The sequence below is a fragment of the Corynebacterium sp. HMSC059E07 genome (assembly GCF_001814395.1).
Taxonomy (GTDB): Bacteria; Actinomycetota; Actinomycetes; order Mycobacteriales; family Mycobacteriaceae; genus Corynebacterium; species Corynebacterium hesseae.
The window spans coordinates 79,913-96,299 of the sequence record NZ_KV816329.1 but is presented as its reverse complement, the minus strand read 5'-3'; the positions used below and the strand labels follow the sequence as shown (position 1 = coordinate 96,299).

The 16,387-nt window shown below is 60.8% G+C and carries 16 protein-coding genes; 4 read left to right on the top strand and 12 right to left on the bottom strand.

Annotated elements, in window-relative coordinates:
* The 3 genes from HMPREF2967_RS09410 to HMPREF2967_RS09400 form a co-directional block, all read left to right on the top strand.
* Positions 1 to 737: HNH endonuclease signature motif containing protein (locus HMPREF2967_RS09410; protein WP_198531042.1), on the top strand; the 737-nt coding region annotated here is incomplete at its 5' end.
* Between the two features lie 187 nt (positions 738 to 924).
* Complete coding sequence (locus HMPREF2967_RS09405) at positions 925 to 1,281, top strand: VOC family protein (RefSeq protein ID WP_369816035.1); 357 nt, start codon at positions 925 to 927, stop codon at positions 1,279 to 1,281.
* Positions 1,282 to 1,383: 102 nt separating this feature from the next.
* The gene (locus HMPREF2967_RS09400; protein WP_232751665.1) at positions 1,384 to 1,986 is read left to right on the top strand and encodes an AMIN-like domain-containing (lipo)protein; all 603 of its coding nucleotides are present in this window, start codon (positions 1,384 to 1,386) and stop codon (positions 1,984 to 1,986) included.
* A gap of 106 nt (positions 1,987 to 2,092) precedes the next feature.
* On the opposite strand, the gene HMPREF2967_RS09395 is transcribed toward HMPREF2967_RS09400, so the two are convergent.
* The 4 genes from HMPREF2967_RS09395 to HMPREF2967_RS09380 all read right to left on the bottom strand — a co-directional run bounded on the left by HMPREF2967_RS09395 (position 2,093) and on the right by HMPREF2967_RS09380 (position 6,753).
* Positions 2,093 to 4,363 (bottom strand): polyribonucleotide nucleotidyltransferase, encoded by a 2,271-nt coding sequence (locus tag HMPREF2967_RS09395; protein ID WP_070686195.1) that lies wholly within the window; start codon positions 4,361 to 4,363, stop codon positions 2,093 to 2,095.
* 141 nt (positions 4,364 to 4,504) lie between these two features.
* Complete coding sequence (rpsO, locus tag HMPREF2967_RS09390) at positions 4,505 to 4,774, bottom strand: 30S ribosomal protein S15 (RefSeq protein ID WP_010190317.1); 270 nt, start codon at positions 4,772 to 4,774, stop codon at positions 4,505 to 4,507.
* 80 nt (positions 4,775 to 4,854) lie between these two features.
* The gene (locus HMPREF2967_RS09385; RefSeq protein ID WP_070686193.1) at positions 4,855 to 5,772 is read right to left on the bottom strand and encodes a nucleoside hydrolase; all 918 of its coding nucleotides are present in this window, start codon (positions 5,770 to 5,772) and stop codon (positions 4,855 to 4,857) included.
* Complete coding sequence (locus tag HMPREF2967_RS09380) at positions 5,773 to 6,753, bottom strand: bifunctional riboflavin kinase/FAD synthetase (protein ID WP_070683370.1); 981 nt, start codon at positions 6,751 to 6,753, stop codon at positions 5,773 to 5,775.
* A gap of 37 nt (positions 6,754 to 6,790) precedes the next feature.
* Between HMPREF2967_RS09380 and truB the strand changes: the two genes are divergently transcribed.
* On the top strand, positions 6,791 to 7,684 hold the full coding sequence (gene truB, locus HMPREF2967_RS09375; protein WP_070683368.1) for a tRNA pseudouridine(55) synthase TruB: 894 nt from the start codon (positions 6,791 to 6,793) through the stop codon (positions 7,682 to 7,684).
* Here truB and HMPREF2967_RS09370 read toward each other — a convergent pair.
* From HMPREF2967_RS09370 to nusA, 8 genes are all read right to left on the bottom strand, one after another.
* Positions 7,681 to 8,355, bottom strand: a complete 675-nt coding sequence (locus tag HMPREF2967_RS09370) for a 4'-phosphopantetheinyl transferase family protein (protein WP_070686191.1) — start codon at positions 8,353 to 8,355, stop codon at positions 7,681 to 7,683. The genes truB and HMPREF2967_RS09370 overlap by 4 nt on opposite strands.
* Entirely contained in the window at positions 8,348 to 9,169 is an 822-nt protein-coding gene (locus HMPREF2967_RS09365; RefSeq protein WP_070520114.1) for a metallophosphoesterase family protein, read from the bottom strand. Before HMPREF2967_RS09365 ends, HMPREF2967_RS09370 begins: the two co-directional genes overlap by 8 nt.
* A 44-nt stretch (positions 9,170 to 9,213) precedes the next feature.
* Entirely contained in the window at positions 9,214 to 10,512 is a 1,299-nt protein-coding gene (locus tag HMPREF2967_RS09360; RefSeq protein ID WP_070596915.1) for an MATE family efflux transporter, read from the bottom strand.
* Positions 10,513 to 11,475, bottom strand: coding sequence for a DHH family phosphoesterase (locus HMPREF2967_RS09355; RefSeq protein ID WP_070520110.1), 963 nt, complete (start codon positions 11,473 to 11,475; stop codon positions 10,513 to 10,515).
* Positions 11,476 to 11,919 carry a 30S ribosome-binding factor RbfA gene (gene rbfA, locus HMPREF2967_RS09350; RefSeq protein WP_070520108.1) on the bottom strand — a complete coding sequence of 148 codons (444 nt, stop codon included), beginning with the start codon at positions 11,917 to 11,919 and terminating at the stop codon, positions 11,476 to 11,478.
* Between the two features lie 149 nt (positions 11,920 to 12,068).
* Positions 12,069 to 14,804, bottom strand: a complete 2,736-nt coding sequence (infB, locus tag HMPREF2967_RS09345; RefSeq protein ID WP_070686189.1) for a translation initiation factor IF-2 — start codon at positions 14,802 to 14,804, stop codon at positions 12,069 to 12,071.
* Between the two features lie 109 nt (positions 14,805 to 14,913).
* Positions 14,914 to 15,249: a YlxR family protein gene (locus tag HMPREF2967_RS12875; RefSeq protein WP_083306427.1), complete on the bottom strand. Its 336-nt coding sequence runs from the start codon at positions 15,247 to 15,249 to the stop codon at positions 14,914 to 14,916.
* A gap of 120 nt (positions 15,250 to 15,369) precedes the next feature.
* Positions 15,370 to 16,386 (bottom strand): transcription termination factor NusA, encoded by a 1,017-nt coding sequence (gene nusA / locus HMPREF2967_RS09340; RefSeq protein WP_070533127.1) that lies wholly within the window; start codon positions 16,384 to 16,386, stop codon positions 15,370 to 15,372.
* Between the last annotated feature and the right edge of the window lies 1 nt (position 16,387).

Below are 16,387 nucleotides of genomic sequence, written 5' to 3'. Positions count from 1 at the left end.
ACACCGGCATTAAACTCGATGCCTTCATCCACCAGACCGCCGCCAAGGAAGACATCACTGTCGCTGAGGCAGTCATCAAACTGCTTTCCGGTGAAATACAGCCACCAGCTACGGTGGTGCTCCACACCTACCAGGCCTGCGATATTGAGGATGCACCGACCTTTATTGAAGGCTTCGGCTGGCGGGCTGAGCCCATGCCACATGACAAGATGCGGGATTTAACCGAAGAGATAAAAGAGGCCGATGGCTACCAGCCAGGAATCATCATGCGCAAACTTGTCGAAGGACGCGACGGTACCTGCCGGGTCGGCGGCTGTGGCGAGCCTGCTTTTCTCAGCCAGTTGGATCACCGACACAACTGGGCTGAAGGCGGGCCAACCCACCCGAAGAACCTGGCGTGTTTATGCCAAAGCCATCACAACATGAAAACCGATGGCACCCTTAAATACCTGCTGGACCCCTACAGCGGGGATGTCATCTGGCTTTTTGAGGATGGCACCTGGACTATTACCGAAGCCGACGGGCCGCTAGCACCAAAGCAGAAACGGTGGGCACAAACAGTCGCCCAACACATCACCGCCACCAGGAAACGCATCCGCGAGGAAGCCCAATACCTCAAACAAGAACTCGACGACTACGCACAACAACAAGCCCAAGCCCAAGCCCAAGCCCAAGCCGAAGCCGAGGACGCGGACAACACCGACACAGATGCCAGCACCGACGACATCCCCTTCTAAACCTTGACCCCACCCCGTCGAATAAAACGACGACACCAATCCAGCAGAAAGGAAAGAACCCAAGAAACCAGGAACACAACCACCGTCGTCACAGACGACGACTGCACTGCCGAAGCCCAGTCAGGCTCGCCCCAACTGTTGCCATTGGGACCGGCTGGACTTAGTCATGCCGGTTAGGATGGAGTGAATGCAGATCTACATTGCCTCAGTACCCGTCGATGATGTTGCCCTCGCTCACGACTTCTATGTCAATACGCTCGGCTTTCGAGTCAAGGACGATGTAACCCACGGAGACTTTCGGTGGCTCACGGTCACCAATGCGGAAGGCCAAGGGGATATGGAGCTCCTGCTCGAGCCCAAGGCCCATTCCGCGGCCAAGGACTACGCAGCAGCACTCAAGGCTGATGGTGTCCCTGTCACCCAGTTCCTATCCGCAGACGTGGAGCGAGAATATAGCGAGCTCACTGAAAAGTGGGAGTGCATTTCACTATGGTGCCGACCGACGTCGGCCCCTCCATCATCGCCGTCTTCGATGACACCGTAGGCAACCTCATCCAACTGGTACAGCTCAAGAAATAGAGAATAAAGAATGTCACACTTACCTTCTTCCGTCGCTATCATCGCAGCCGTTAGCGCCCTATGCGTAATGCCTCTAACTGCATGCGCGGAGCGTGGGTCAGACACGACTCCGACACCGCAGTTCAGTGAAATTCCGTCTAGCTCCGCTGCTATCGATGGGCCGGAGCCGCCGTCCAGTGACACGCAGAATGCTCCCTCACAACAGGATGCCAATGTTGCTGCCTTTGCGGGTATGGGGACGGCTGCGATTGATGACCAACACCACATGCCAGATCGGTTGGGCGGCCTCATTCCGACGGGCGTGCGCGTAGGCGCTCACGACGGTTTCACGCGGGTGGTGGTTGACCTCGAGGGAGAAGGTGAGCCCGGCTGGTTCACCGCCTATACCGACGATCCTCGTCAGCAGGCATCAGGTCATCCAGTCGAAGTAAAGGGAAACACTTTTCTCAATCTGGGGATCGAAGGAACTCCGTGGCCTTCCACAGCCGATCTCGAAGAAAGGTATATGAAGCCAGGAACTACTCCCGGTACTGGTGTGGTGAGCGAAGTCGTATACACGACCTCATTCGAGGCACAAACCCAATTGATCATTGGACTACAGAAGAAGACACCGTACTCAGTGATTTTCCTGGAGGACCCCAAACGCCTAGTTCTCGACTTCCAGGTTTGACGTGTGGTGAAACGATAAGGGCCCTGTCCCCAGCTAATTCCTGGGTTACAGGGCCCTTGTTCTAGGAGGTTCTAGGAGGTCCTAACAGTCCTAGCTAGTCTGGAGATTAATCCTCCTCGACAGGGACCAGGGAGATCTTGCCGCGGTTATCAATGTCGGCGATTTCCACCTGAATCTTATCTCCAACGTTGACGACGTCTTCGACCTTTTCAATGCGCTCGTCGCCACCCAGCTTCGAGATGTGCACAAGGCCGTCGCGACCCGGGGTCAGGGAAACGAAGGCACCGAAAGCCACGGTCTTCACTACGGTGCCGAGGAAGCGCTCACCCACCTTCGGCAGCTGTGGGTTAGCAATGCTGTTCACGCGGTCGATGGCAGCGTCAGCGGCTTCACCCGTAGCGGCCGAAATGTAGACGGTGCCGTCTTCCTCGATGGAGACATCGGCGCCAGTTTCCTCGGTGATGGCGTTGATGGTCTTGCCCTTCGGGCCAATGAGCTCACCAATCTTGTTCACCGGGATAGTCACCGAGGTAATGCGCGGAGCCAGGCCAGACATCTCGTCTGGGCCCTCGATGACCTCAGACATCGTGTCGAGGATGGCGGCACGGGCGTCGCGGGCCTGCTCGAGGGCGTCGGCAAGCACGTGCGATGGAATGCCATCCAGCTTGGTGTCCAGCTGCAGGGCGGTGATGAACTCGGAGGTACCGGCAACCTTGAAGTCCATATCGCCGAAGGCATCCTCAGCGCCGAGGATATCGGTGAGTGCCACGAACTTTTCCTTGCCGTTAACTTCACCAGAAACCAAGCCCATGGCGATACCCGCCACTGGGGCCTTCAGCGGAACGCCCGCGTTGTAGAGGGACAGGGTGGACGCACAGACGGAGCCCATGGAGGTAGAACCGTTGGAACCAAGGGCCTCAGACACCTGACGAATGGCGTAGGGGAAGTCCTCACGGGACGGGATCACCGGCAGCAACGCGCGCTCAGCCAGCGCACCGTGACCAATCTCGCGGCGCTTCGGGGAACCTACGCGGCCGGTCTCGCCGGTGGAGTACGGCGGGAAGTTGTAGTGGTGCATGTAGCGCTTGGACTCCACTGGGGTCAAAGAATCGATCTGCTGCTCCATCTTCAGCATGTCCAGGGTGGTCACACCCAGGATCTGGGTCTCGCCACGCTCGAAGAGAGAGGAGCCGTGTGCACGCGGGATCAGATCAACCTCCACGCCGAGGTCACGGATATCGGTCACACCACGGCCATCGATCCGGAAGCCCTCGGTGAGGATCTTGGTGCGCACGATGTCCTTCATCACGGCGTTGAAGGCGTTGCGGATCTGTTTGGATGCATCGGCTTCGTCGAGGTCGTCAAAGTCTTCGACGAGCTTAGCCTCGACCTGCTCCATGAACTCGTTAGTGGCGTCATCGCGGTCCTGCTTGCCCGGGATGGTGAGGAGCTTCTCCAGCTTCTTGGCGGCTGCCTTTTCAACGGCCGCGTAAACATCATCACCGTAAGGCGGGAAGAGCGGGAACTCCTGCGTCTCCTTGGCTGCACGCTCCGCCAGACCTGCCTGCGCTTCACACAGGGACTTGATGAAAGGCTTCGCAGCCTCCAAGCCCTCAGCCACGGTGGACTCCTGCGGAGCCGGTGCGCCTTCCTTGATGCGCTCGGCTACGTTCACACCAGCGCCGGCCTCGACCATCATGATGGCTACGTCGTCCTTGCGGCCCTTCTTCACGATGCGGCCGGCAACGACCATCTCGAAGAGGGCATGCTCGTGCTGCTCGTTGTTCGGGAAGGCCACCCACTGGCCCTTCGGGTGCTTATCATCAGCAATCAGTGCCATGCGCACGCCGCCCACCGGGCCGGATACCGGCAGTCCAGAGAGCTGAGTGGAGGCGGAAGCGCCGTTGATGGCAACGACATCGTAGTACTCCTCCGGGTCCATGGAGAGAACCGTGACGACCACCTGAACCTCGTTGCGCAAGCCCTTGACGAAGGTCGGGCGCAGCGGGCGGTCGATGAGGCGGCAGGCCAGGATAGCTTCGGTGGAAGGACGGCCCTCGCGGCGGAAGAAGGAGCCCGGGATCTTACCCGCGGCGTACATGCGCTCTTCCACATCCACGGTCAGCGGGAAGAAGTCGAAGCCCTCACGCGGCTGGTTGGAAGCGGTGGTCGTGGACAGCAGCATGGTGTCCTCGTCCAGGTAGGTGGTCACGGAGCCACCAGCCTGCCGGGCAAGCTGGCCCGTCTCAAAACGGATAGTACGGGTGCCGAAATCGCCGTTATCCAGGGTGGCGATGGCCTCGGTAATGCCGTAGTCCTCGTCGATTGCGAACTCGACGGAGTTGTTCGTTTGATTCTTAGCGTTCTTAGCGCTCATGTATGAAACTCTCCTTGGAGCTGTCATGGCGATCTTCGGTGCCGCCTCTTCTTCGATGTTTTCTGACAACGCCCAAGGATTTTAGCAGATGGGACAAGAAAACCCCCGCACACTTGGTGCGGGGGCTAAAAAGTCGAGCGCTTAGCGGCGCAGACCCAGGCGAGAAATCAGGTCGCGGTAACGGTCAACGTCGTTGGCAGCCAGGTACTTCAGCAGGCCACGACGGCGACCAACCATCAGCAGCAGACCACGACGGGAGTGGTGATCGTGCTTGTGATCCTTGAGGTGCTCGGTCAGGTTGTTGATGCGGGAAGTCAGCAGCGCAACCTGTGCCTCCGGGGAACCGGTGTCGGTCTCGTGCAGGCCGTACTCCTTGAGGATCTCAGCCTTCTTCTCGGTGCTCAAAGCCATGGGAAAATCTCCTATTGTATTTCAGTCCACATGAAATGTTGCGCCTAAAAGGCGCTGCCCGTGACTACTGTGGACCGCAGTCAGCAAGCCGAAGTAGAAGTATAGAGGCTGCCCAGCTTCGACATCAAATCATCGACGAAGCGCGCGTCGTCGACAGCAACGGCCACGCGGGTGGTGGGATTGTCGAGGCGCTCGGGGTCACCGATAGTGCGCCCGTTCTCCTCACACCGCAGGTTGAGGTCGAGGCATGTGACCAGCGAAGGATCCGCTGCCACGGCTACCGCTAAGGGATCGTGGAGCCCACAACCGCCGAGGTGCGGAGACGTCGTTTTGTAGGCGCGGATGTAGTAGTCCACGATGTCCGCGTAGATCCGGCCCGTCCGCGTGCCTCGCCACTGCTTCGTATGCTCCCTGGTGAGCAACGTGCGCAACGTGACGTCGAGCCCCACCATCGTGAGGTTCTGTGCATGACGGAAGACATAGTCCGTGGCTTGGGGATCTTGGAAGACGTTGGCCTCGGCATAAGGAGTGACGTTTCCGGGCACGGTTAGCGCGCCGCCCATCATGACGATGCGGGCGTTGCGGGCAAACTCCGGGTCCTCGCGCATGGCGGCTGCAATGCTTGTCGACGGCCCCGTCGGCACTATAACCAGGTCCTCGCCATGCTCGCGGACCGAACGGACAAGAAAGCCCACCGCATCCTCGTAGGCTTTGCGCCGCGGCGGAGGCAAGAGAACCTCGCCGAGGCCATTGCGTCCATGAATGAACGCCGAAATGGGAGCCACGCTAAAGCCCGGCCGCGTCGGGCCGGAAAAGACGGGGACGTCCGAGGCGTCGAGAAGCTCGAGCAACGCCAGCGAGTTGCGCACTCCCAAGGCCACCGGCACGTTGCCATAGGTGCCGGTGACCCCGATCAGCTCGAGGTCAGGGTGCGCAACGGCATAGGCGAGCGCGAGGGCGTCGTCGATTCCTGTGTCGAGGTCGAGGATGATCTTCATTTAGGCCTCACGGGCAAGAATCTCACGGACTCGGGCGACGTCGCGCTCCATTGCCGCTAGGAGCTCCTCAACGGAGTTGAATTTCTCCATGTCACGCACGTGATCGACAAAATGCACGGTGGCCTCGTGGCCGTAGAGGTCGGCATCGCGATCCAGCACGAAGGACTCCACAGAGCGCTCCTCGTCACCAAAGGTGGGGTTCGTGCCCACCGAAATGGCCGCTGGATAAGGAACGCCGGGTTCCATGTCTCCTTCCAAGGGCGCCCCAGTTGGCTCGACCACGAACCAGCCCGCGTAGACGCCATCGGCTGGGATAGCGACGGATTCCGGGAAGTACTGGTTGGCGGTCGGGAAACCGAGTTCCTTTCCGCCACGCCCCGCACCACGCACAACGGGCCCAGTCACCGTGAAATGACGCCCCAGCGCCCAATTCGCGCGCGCAATATCGCCCTTGGCAAGAGCGGCGCGGATGTTGGTGGAGCAGATGCGCTCGCCGTCGTCGTCAAGCAAGGGCACGATGTCAACGCCGAAGCCGAACTCGGCTCCGAACTCCGCCAGCGCCGCCGCCGTACCAGCCGCGCCCGCGCCAAAGGTGAAGTTCTCCCCCACCACGACGTGTTCCGCATGCAAGCGCCCCACAAGGAGGTCTGTCACGTATTCGCGCGGCTCGACGCCCCGGAGCTCCTCCGTGAAATCGATGACGAGCACGGCCTCGATGCCCATTTCTTCCGCCAGTTGCATGCGGCGCTCAAATGTAATGACGGACAACGGCGCGCGCTCCGGAAGGAACACCGAAACTGGGTGCGGATCGAAGGTCACCATGACCGCACTATGACCGTGTTCGCGCGCGTGCTCGACGGCCTTCGTCACGAGCTGCTGGTGGCCGCGGTGCAGGCCGTCGAAGACGCCAATTGTCACCGACGTCGGACCGAGGTCAGCGGGGATGCTATCGATTCCGTACCAAATATCCACGGGCACCATGCTATCCCACAGCAGACGGTGCCCTAGACTGCAGGGCATGACTGATCCGCTCGAACGTTCTGGCCTCGTGGTCGTCGACAAGCCCGCCGGCATGACCTCGCACGATGTCGTGGGAAAACTGCGGCGCTTCTTCCACACCCGCAAGGTGGGGCACGCAGGCACGCTAGATCCCATGGCCACAGGAGTGCTCATCGTGGGCATTGAGCGCGGCACGAAATTCCTCGCCCACATGGTGGCCTCCACCAAGGCTTACGACGCCACGATTCGCCTCGGCATGGCGACCCACACCGACGACGCGGAGGGGGAAAGCACGTGGGGCGAACCGGCAACCGCTGTGGAAGATTCAGCCATTGCGCAGGAAGTTGATGCCTTGACCGGCGATATTATGCAGCGTCCGGCAGCGGTGTCCGCGATCAAAATCGATGGCAAGCGTGCCCACGAACGGGTGCGGGCGGGCGAAGAGGTTGAGATTCCAGCTCGCCCGGTCACAGTCAGCCGCTTCGATATCCTCGATACGCGGCGCACCGGAGAGTTCATTGATCTGGACGTGTCGGTGGCCTGTTCTTCGGGCACCTACATCCGCTCGCTGGCTCGGGATTTGGGGGAAGCGCTCGGCGTCGGCGGGCATCTCACCGCGCTGCGCCGCACGGAGGTAGGGCCTTTTACGCTTGACGACGCCCTCCCCCTCGACGCCCTCGAGACCTCCCCGAGGCTGTCCTTGAGCCTCGACGAGGCGCTCGCTCGTAGCTATCCGGTCTTGGAGGTCACCGATGACGAGGCTCAGGCCTTGGCCATGGGTAAGTGGCTGGAGCCGCGTGGGTTGAAAGGCACCTACGCGGCCGTCGATCCGCAGGGCCGATCCGTCGCCCTAATCAAAGAGAAGGGCAAGCGCCTGGCCACGGTTTTTGTCGCTCGCCCCTCCACTCTTTAGTTCTCAAAGTTGAGCGCCGGGACGGCGGCAGAGACGATGACATAGCCGTCCCGAATGATCCAGTGGCCGGTAATGAACGGCACCGGGGTCGGTCGCGCTAGGAGGTAGGAGACTAAAGTTCCGTCGAGGCGCAAGTCAATTTCGGCCTGATCGAAATCGAGCCACCGCCGCGTCATGGGGAACCACGTCTTGTAGGTGGCTTCCTTCGCACAAAACAACAGGCGGTCCGGGCAGGAGATGCCCGCCGCGCGGAGGCGGGACAACTGCGGCATCTCCCCTGGCCGGGCGATCATCGTCAACACGTGTTCCGGCAAGGGCTCCGCTGGCTCGGCGTCGAGTCCCATCGAGCGCACGTGTGTGGTGGGCGCTGCCACCGCTGCGCGCAACCCCTCGGTGTGCGTCATCGATCCCGTGTAGCCTTCCGGCCACAGCGGCATGCCCCGCTCACCGCGCAGAATAGGTTCGTCGCCGGTGTAATTAAGCTCCTTCAGCGCGCGGTGAGCGCACCAGCGGGCATCCCCAAATTCCGACTTGCGGACGTCCACGGCCTGCGAGACCACAGCGCGCTCCTCTGGGAATAGGTGATGGAAATTGAGGAGATTAGTCATCGACTCATCCGTGCGCACGTAGCAGTAGCGCGCAGACTCTGGGAAGAGGGAAGGCTCAAGCATGCTCGGCCCTCCCCGTCGTCTCATCGATGGTGAGCACCGGATACGGCCACTGCTGGAGGCCGCCGTGTGCCTGCCATTCACGCGGATACCCTAGCGAAACCTCGATGTGGTCCACACCGTCGATATTGGCTCGGTTTGGCATGTGAAGATGCCCATAGACCACGGCTTTGGCATTGTAGCGCCGCGGCCACGAACGCGTGTGGCGGGTACCGCACCACAAGGCCACTTCGGGCCAGCGCAAGTAGAGGGTCGGCTCCTGGACCAATGGCCAGTGATTGATGAGGACGGTCTCCCCTTCCACCCGGGACAGGCGCTTAATTGAATAGGCCAGCCGGTCCCAGCACCAAGCACGCACATCGACGAAGGGGGCAATGGCGAATTCATCGGTCATGACGATTTGCTTTTGCTTTGCGCTCGCAAGCTCTTGTTCGACCGTGGTCCCCGGCGGGCGAAAGCTGTAATCGTACAGCGTAAACAGCGGGACGACGGTCACCCCTCCGAAGACCGGATAAGGATCCTCTGGGGTAATCACGCCGATCTCACGGCAGCCTTCAACAAGCCGGTCGTATTTTGCGCGCCCCTTAAATGCGTCCTGTCCCCGAGAAAACAGCTCATGGTTGCCGGGCACCCAAATGACGGTGGCATAGCGGTTCTTCAGCCGCGCCAAGGTGTTGATCACTAGGTCAATGCGCTCGGCGACGTCCCCTGCGACGATCAACCAGTCATGGGGATTCGGCGGTACGAGTTCATCGATGCGCTCACCGTTGACTCGCACCGCCGCGTGGAGATCGGAGACGGCCCACAGAGTGGTCATAATGCCTCCTTCACACGAACATTCCCTCTACTTCTACCACAGGCTTAGACCCGCGCCCACCGCATCGAGCGAAAGCGCCAGACGACGCCTACCATGCGGATGAAGATGAACGCGGCGATCCCGCCCCATACTCCGCTAAGCCCGGTGCCAAGAGCAAAAGCCAACCAGACGCCGGGAAGGAAGCCTAGAAGTACCGCCGCCAAGGTCAGCGTGCGAAGAAAAGCTGCATCCCCAGCGCCGAGGAGAACGCCGTCCAAGGCGAAGACCACCCCGCCGATGATGACGAGGAAAGTCATAACCCACCAAGGTCCGGAGATCACCTCGAGGACTTCCGGGCTCGTGGTAAAGATCCGCGGGATGATCCCGGAACCAAGCGCAAGAATCACAGCAAGTCCAAGGGAGAAGGACGTCGAATAGAGCGTCACCTTAGTACCCACCGTGCGGGCGTAGCGCGCTGAGCCTGCACCCAGTGCCGCGCCGGTCAAGGCCTGGGCGGCAATTGCCAGTGAATCCAGCACAAGGGACAAGAAGTTCCACAACTGCATCAAGATTTGATGCGCGGCCAGTTGTGCGGTTCCGATGCGCGAAGCCACAGCTGCTGCGGATAAAAAGGCCACTTGGAAACTCAACGAGCGCACAATGAGATCGCGCCCCAGCACGAGCTGCCGGCGTACGACGCGCCAGCGGACTTCCCACGAGCCGGTATGCTCGCGGCGCAGTTCCCTGAGGAAGAATGCCGCGATGATTCCCATCCCCAACACCGTGGCTAAGGCTGACCCCTGCAGCCCCCACAAGTGCACGAAAATAGGCACTGCACTAGCGCCAGGAATCATACCGGCAAGTGTGAAATACAAGGGCTTGCGGGTGTCTTGTACGCCTCGCATCCAACCGTTACCAGCCATCGTGATGAGGGTAAAGGGAATCGCGATGGCGGCGATGCGCAGCCACTGTGCGGTCCCCTTCGCAGTTTCGGGGTTGCCGGTCAACCAGGAGGCAAAGACCCCGGCGAAGAGCCACATAAGGACCGCTAGGACCAGGCCGACGCCGACCGCAACCCACGTGGCCTGAACGCCTTCGGCTACAGCTTCCTCACGTTTGCCTGCACCGAACAAACGCGAAGCACGCGCGGTTGTGCCATAGGACAAGAAGGTCAGCTGGGTAGTGACCACCGAATGGATCGTGGCCGCAGCCCCCAGCGAGGCCAGATCCTGCGCGCCCAACCGTCCCACTACCGCGGTGTCCAGAAGCAAATACAGCGGCATGGCCGCTAAGACACCCAAAGCGGGCACGGCAAGGCGGAAGACTTCCGCCGCAGAAACCTTGACGGGTTGCTCGGAAGCCATTTAAGACAACACACCTACCAGCTGCGCAATAACCTCCTCAGGCGTGCCGTGCGCGGTATAGCCGGCGGCTGGAATATGGCCTCCTCCGCCAAAGGTGAGGGCCACCTCGGCACAGTTCACTGCTGAGGAGCGCAAAGACACCGCCCACACTTCAGGGGCCTGTTCCTTGAACACAACCCCGATGTCTGTGCCTTTCAGGGCGCGGACATAGTCGACGAAGGACTCGATCGCGGAATCTGCGTGCGTACTGACTTCCTCATGCGGCACGAAGAGGACAGCGAGGCGGTGCTCTCCCGCTGCTTCGATCCTGAGGCCCGAGAGGACGCGACCAATCATCTGCAGGTCATCGGCGGTGCTGGCATCCATAAGCTCCAACGCGATCTGCTTGGTATCAAGCCCATAGAGCATCAGGCGCGCGGCAATATCGTGCATCGCTGGGCGGCCCCACCGGAAGTTACCTGTGTCGGTCACTAGCCCGGCGTACAGACAGTGCGCGATGACGCGATCAATCTGAATGGACAGCCTATCTAAGATATCGAGCAACACCACCGTGGTGGACTCGCACACCGGATCCACAACATTGATCGCACCAAAGCCATCGTTCGAAGCGTGGTGATCGATGCACAGGACGCGCCCAACGGCCGCCATCTCCTCAATGCCCCGTGCTACCGATCCGGTCCGGTCGATCGATCCGCAGTCCACAGTGACATAAAGGTCATAGCCCTGCGGGAGCTCATCTACCAACTCGATTTCATCCACGGTGGGAATCGAAAAAAGGTTGGCGGAAATGTCTCGGCGCTGGCCAATCACGGTGCGGGTCTGCTTACCGCGCTGACGAAGCGCCAACGTGAGGGCCGCCGCTGAGCCAACGGCGTCGGCGTCGGGGCGCAAGTGGGTGATGATGCAAATGCTGCTGGCCTGTACCAGCGCATCAACTGCGGCTTCGTAGTTGGTTCGTGACACTTAGTCTTCTTCCTCATCCGAGGTCTTATATGGGTTCGCATCCCCGGCCGGCTTCGCGCCTTCCTTCAACTTGGCCAGCTCTGCATCGCGTGCACGTGCACGTGCAAGCACATCCTCCATGTGAGCGGAGGCTTCAGGGACGGTGTCGAGCTCAAAAGACAACGTCGGGGTAAAGCGAACGGACAGCTCATCACCCACGATCTTGCGCAATTGGCCCTTGGCCCTCGTAAGAGCTTCGGCCGCCTGGTCAAAATTCGGCTCGGAATCAATATCCGTTCCGCGCACCGTGTAATACACGGTGGCATCATGCAGGTCACCCGTAACGCGGGCATCTGTGATGGTAACCAGTTCAAGGCGGCGATCCTTAATCTGGCGTTCAATCGCACTCGCAACGATTGTCTGAATGCGCTTAGCCATGCGTGCGGCGCGTGCGTGATCAACCATGGTGAAGCTCCTTTGCGTACGGTTGCTGGCAACTAGTCTAGGATACCGATTCGCCGCCGTTCGGCCGAAACGAGTAAAGCCCAGCCAGAATCTCTCCTGGCTGGGCTTTAGTACTGAGCTCTGTTACTGAGTGAAGAACTCAGGTGCGGCTAGTCGCGCGGGACCTCGACTTCTTCAAAGGCCTGAATGATATCGCCTACCTGGATATCCGGGTAGGACAGAACCATACCGCACTCATATCCGGCGTTAATCTCGTTGGCGTCATCCTTCTCGTGGCGCAGGGACTCGATCTTGGCATCGGAGGTAATGACGTTTCCGTCGCGCACGAGGCGCACCTTGCCGTTGCGCTTGACCTTGCCCTCGGTGACCATACAACCGGCAATGGTGCCGACCGCGGAGGACTTGAACAGCGCGCGGATCTCCGCTGCACCGGTGTCGCGCTCCTCGTAGATGGGCTTGAGCATGCCCTTCAGCGCTGCCTCGACCTCTTCGATAGCACGGTAAATCACCGTGTAGTAGCGGATATCAACGCCCTCGGCGTTGGCTTCCTCGGTTGCCTTACCCTCAGCGCGAACGTTGAAGGCAATGATGACGGCGTCGGAGGCCGCAGCCAAAGTGACGTTGGTCTGCGTCACCGCACCAACACCACGGTCGATGATGTTGAGCTGTACCTCGTCGTCGACCTCGATATCCAAGAGGGCGTCTTCCAGTGCCTCGACGGAACCGGCGTTGTCGCCCTTGAGGATGAGGTTGAGCGTCGAGGTTTCCTTGAGCACGGCATCCAGATCCTCGAGGGAGACGCGCTTGCGCGCCTTCGCCTGCAGTGCGGAACGCTTGCGAGCATCGCGCTGTGCGGCAATCTGGCGAGCCACGCGGTCGTCCTCAACAACCAAGAGGTTATCGCCGGCACCTGGTACGCCATTGAGACCCTGCACCTGGACCGGGCGGGACGGACCGGCTTCTTCCACATCGTTACCGAATTCATCGAGCATACGACGCACGCGGCCGTGGGCATCGCCGACCACGATGGAATCACCGATGCGCAGCGTACCGCGCTGGATGATGACCGTAGCCACCGGGCCTCGACCGCGGTCGAGGTGAGCCTCGATGGCAGAGCCCTGCGCGTCCATGTCCGGGTTAGCGGTGAGCTCTAGGGAAGCGTCCGCGGTCAGGATGACAGCCTCGAGCAGGTCGTCGATGTTGATGTTGTTCTTCGCAGAAATATCCACGAACATCGTGTCGCCGCCGTACTCCTCCGGAACAAGTCCGTACTCAGTGAGCTGACCACGAATCTTGTCCGGGGAAGCTTCCGGCTTATCAATCTTGTTAACCGCGACGACCACAGGAATATCCGCTGCCTTCGCGTGGTTGATTGCCTCGATGGTCTGCGGCATCACGCCGTCATCAGCAGCAACCACCAGGATGGCCAAGTCGGTGGACTTAGCACCGCGGGCACGCATGGCGGTAAACGCCTCGTGACCCGGGGTATCCAAGAAGGTGATGGTTCGCGGACCGTCTTCAACGTCCACCGTGGTTTGGTAGGCGCCGATGCCCTGCGTAATGCCGCCGGCCTCGCCCGCACCTTCGTTGGTCTTACGGATGGTATCCAGAAGGCGGGTCTTACCGTGGTCAACGTGACCCATCACGGTCACGACTGGCGGGCGCTTCTCAAGGGCTTCTTCGCCGCCCTCGTCCTCACCAAATTGCAGGTCGAAGGACTCGAGCAGCTCGCGGTCCTCATCCTCAGGGGAGACAACCTGGACCTCGTAATTGATCTCCGAGCCCAAGAGCTGCAGGGTGTCCTCAGATACGGAGGCCGTAGCGGTCACCATCTCACCGAGGTTGAAGAGCGCCTGCACCAATGCGGCGGGATCCGCACCAATCTTCTCGGCGAAGTCAGCCAGGGAAGCACCGCGGCGAAGGCGAACAACCTTACCGCCGCCGTCAGGCAAGCGTACGCCGCCTACCTCATGCTTCTGCTGCTCTTCAAACTCATGGCGCTTCTGACGCTTCGACTTCTTACCGCGACGCGGTGCGCCACCGGGACGTCCGAATGCACCAGCGGTGCCACCGCGGCGTCCGCCGCGTCCACCACGGAAACCTCCGTGGCCTGGACCGCCGTGGCCTGGGCCACCACCGCGGCCGCCACGACCGCGACCGCCACCGCCGCTACCTGCAGCCTTCGACGGCATGCTGGCCGGATTCGGATGCGAAGGCATCATCGCTGGCGAAGGACGACGTCCACCACGGTTGCCATCGCCCTGCGGGCGGGCGCCGCCCTTACCGCCGCGGTTATCTCCAGGCTTGCCGCCAGAGCGCTGACCCTTGCTTCCGCCCGGGCGCGGCCCTGGGCTGGGTCGATCGCTGGAGCTACCCGTGGAGAACGGGTTATTGGCCACGCGGCGGGTACCGCCAGGCTTCGGCATAGAACGCGGGGTAACAGCGCGTTCGCCGCCCTTGCGCTGTGCTCCGGGCTTGGGAGCGCCACCCGGCTTCGGGGCACCGCCCGGCTTGGGAGCGGCACCCGGCTTGGGGGCGCCGCTCTGCGTCGGAGCAGCACCTGGCTTCGGGGCACCACCCGGCTTGGGGCCAGGCTTTGGCGTGGCTGCTGGCTTCTTTTCCGCCGGCTTCTTCTCTGCAGTCTTCTTGGCAGCAGATTTCTTGGCAGCGGAAGCAGGGGTGGCTGCAGACGCGTTCTTGTCTGCGGGCTTGTCGTTGCCACTCTTTGCTTCATAGTGTGCGCGCATCTTCTTGATCACCGGCGGTTCGATGGTCGAGGATGCGGTCTTGACGAACTCGCCTTGTTCCTTCAGCGTGGCGAGCAGTTCCTTGCTGGTTACACCGAGCTGCTTTGCTAACTCGTGTACACGTAGCTTTCCGGGCACTTGTCTCCTCTTCAATCTTTCTAGGAGCCAAGGCCGCGGAACACGGCTTGACCCCTAGTTAATGGCTATGGACTTTCATCGCTGATGCTGCTTCATCGTTGTGCGCTCATCAGTGTTCGGTCTTCCTTTTTAACTCTGGGTCGCACGGGCGATTACCCGCCGACTGCACCTGCTGCTGAGCAGCGAGGTACTCACGTACGTGACCTGTGTCCACGTCTGTGGACAATCGGAGCGCGCGCCTGAAGGCACGGGTTCGCTCCGCCAGCTCTACTGCTTCCAGATCCGGTCTAATCCACGCTCCCCTACCGGGAAGGCGGCGGCCTGGATCCGGAACAACACGGCGTCCTGAAGGATCGTCCCTATCGGCGACCACCCTGAGCAGTTCCGTGTCGGGATGCTTTTGACGCGTAGCAATACACGTGCGGAGCCGCTGTCCTTGAGACATCCAACTCCTTACGTCGTATCGCCACTATTCCTGCGCCACAGCATTCCTGCATGTGGGCCGTTGTCTACTCTACGCGAAAACGGGCCAAACCTTTAATCCCACCGCAGGCCCGTCGGAAAGCTAATCGCGAGCGGCATCAGAGTGAATATCAATCTTCCATCCAGTCAGGCGCGCCGCGAGGCGGGCATTCTGGCCTTCCTTACCGATTGCGAGCGAGAGCTGGTAATCCGGCACAGTCACCTTGGCCACTTGCGCCTCCGAGTCGAGGATTTCTACGCGCACGACCTTTGACGGAGCAAGAGCGTTGCCCACATAGACGGCAGGGTCTTCATTGAAATCGATGATGTCAATCTTCTCACCACCAAGTTCACGCATCACGTTGCTCACGCGCGAACCCTTCGGGCCGATGCACGCGCCCTTAGCATTGAGCCCCTTAACGTGACCGCGCACGGATACCTTCGAACGGTGGCCAGCCTCGCGGGCGATAGCAATGAGCTCAACCGAGCCATCAGCAACCTCTGGGACCTCCAGCTCGAACAGGCCACGCACCAGCTCAGGGTGAGTGCGCGACAACGTGATCTGCACCTTGGCTCCGGTGCGGTTCACGCCCACGACGTAGGCCTTAACGCGGTCGCCATGCTCGAGCTTCTCCCCCGGCAGCTGCTCGGCGGGCAGCAGGAAAGCATCCTGCGAGTCGTGTTCGGTACCCAGCTGCACCACGACGACGCCGCGCTTGTTCGCGTGAATATCGCGCTGGACGACGCCCGACACAACCGTTCCGGTGAGCTCCGAATAGGAATCGTAGGTTCGTTCCGCCTCATTCTCACGCAGCTTACGCAAGATGGCATCGCGGACCGCCTGCGCGCCGATGCGCCCAAAGTTGTCGGGAGTGTCGTCGTATTCACTGATGACCTCTCCAGTCTCCGGATCACTCTCGGTCACGACGACGGTGACAGCACCGCTATCGGCGTCGATGTCGACGCGAGACTTCGTACCTTCCGCCTTGGTCTCGGCTGACTCGGCACGGTGATCCAGGTAGGAATACAAAAGGGCACCCGCAATCGCTTCGAGCAGGTCCTTTACCGGGACGCCGCGCTCGCGCTGAATCGTGCGAAGTGCCTCTAGGTCAATATTCACT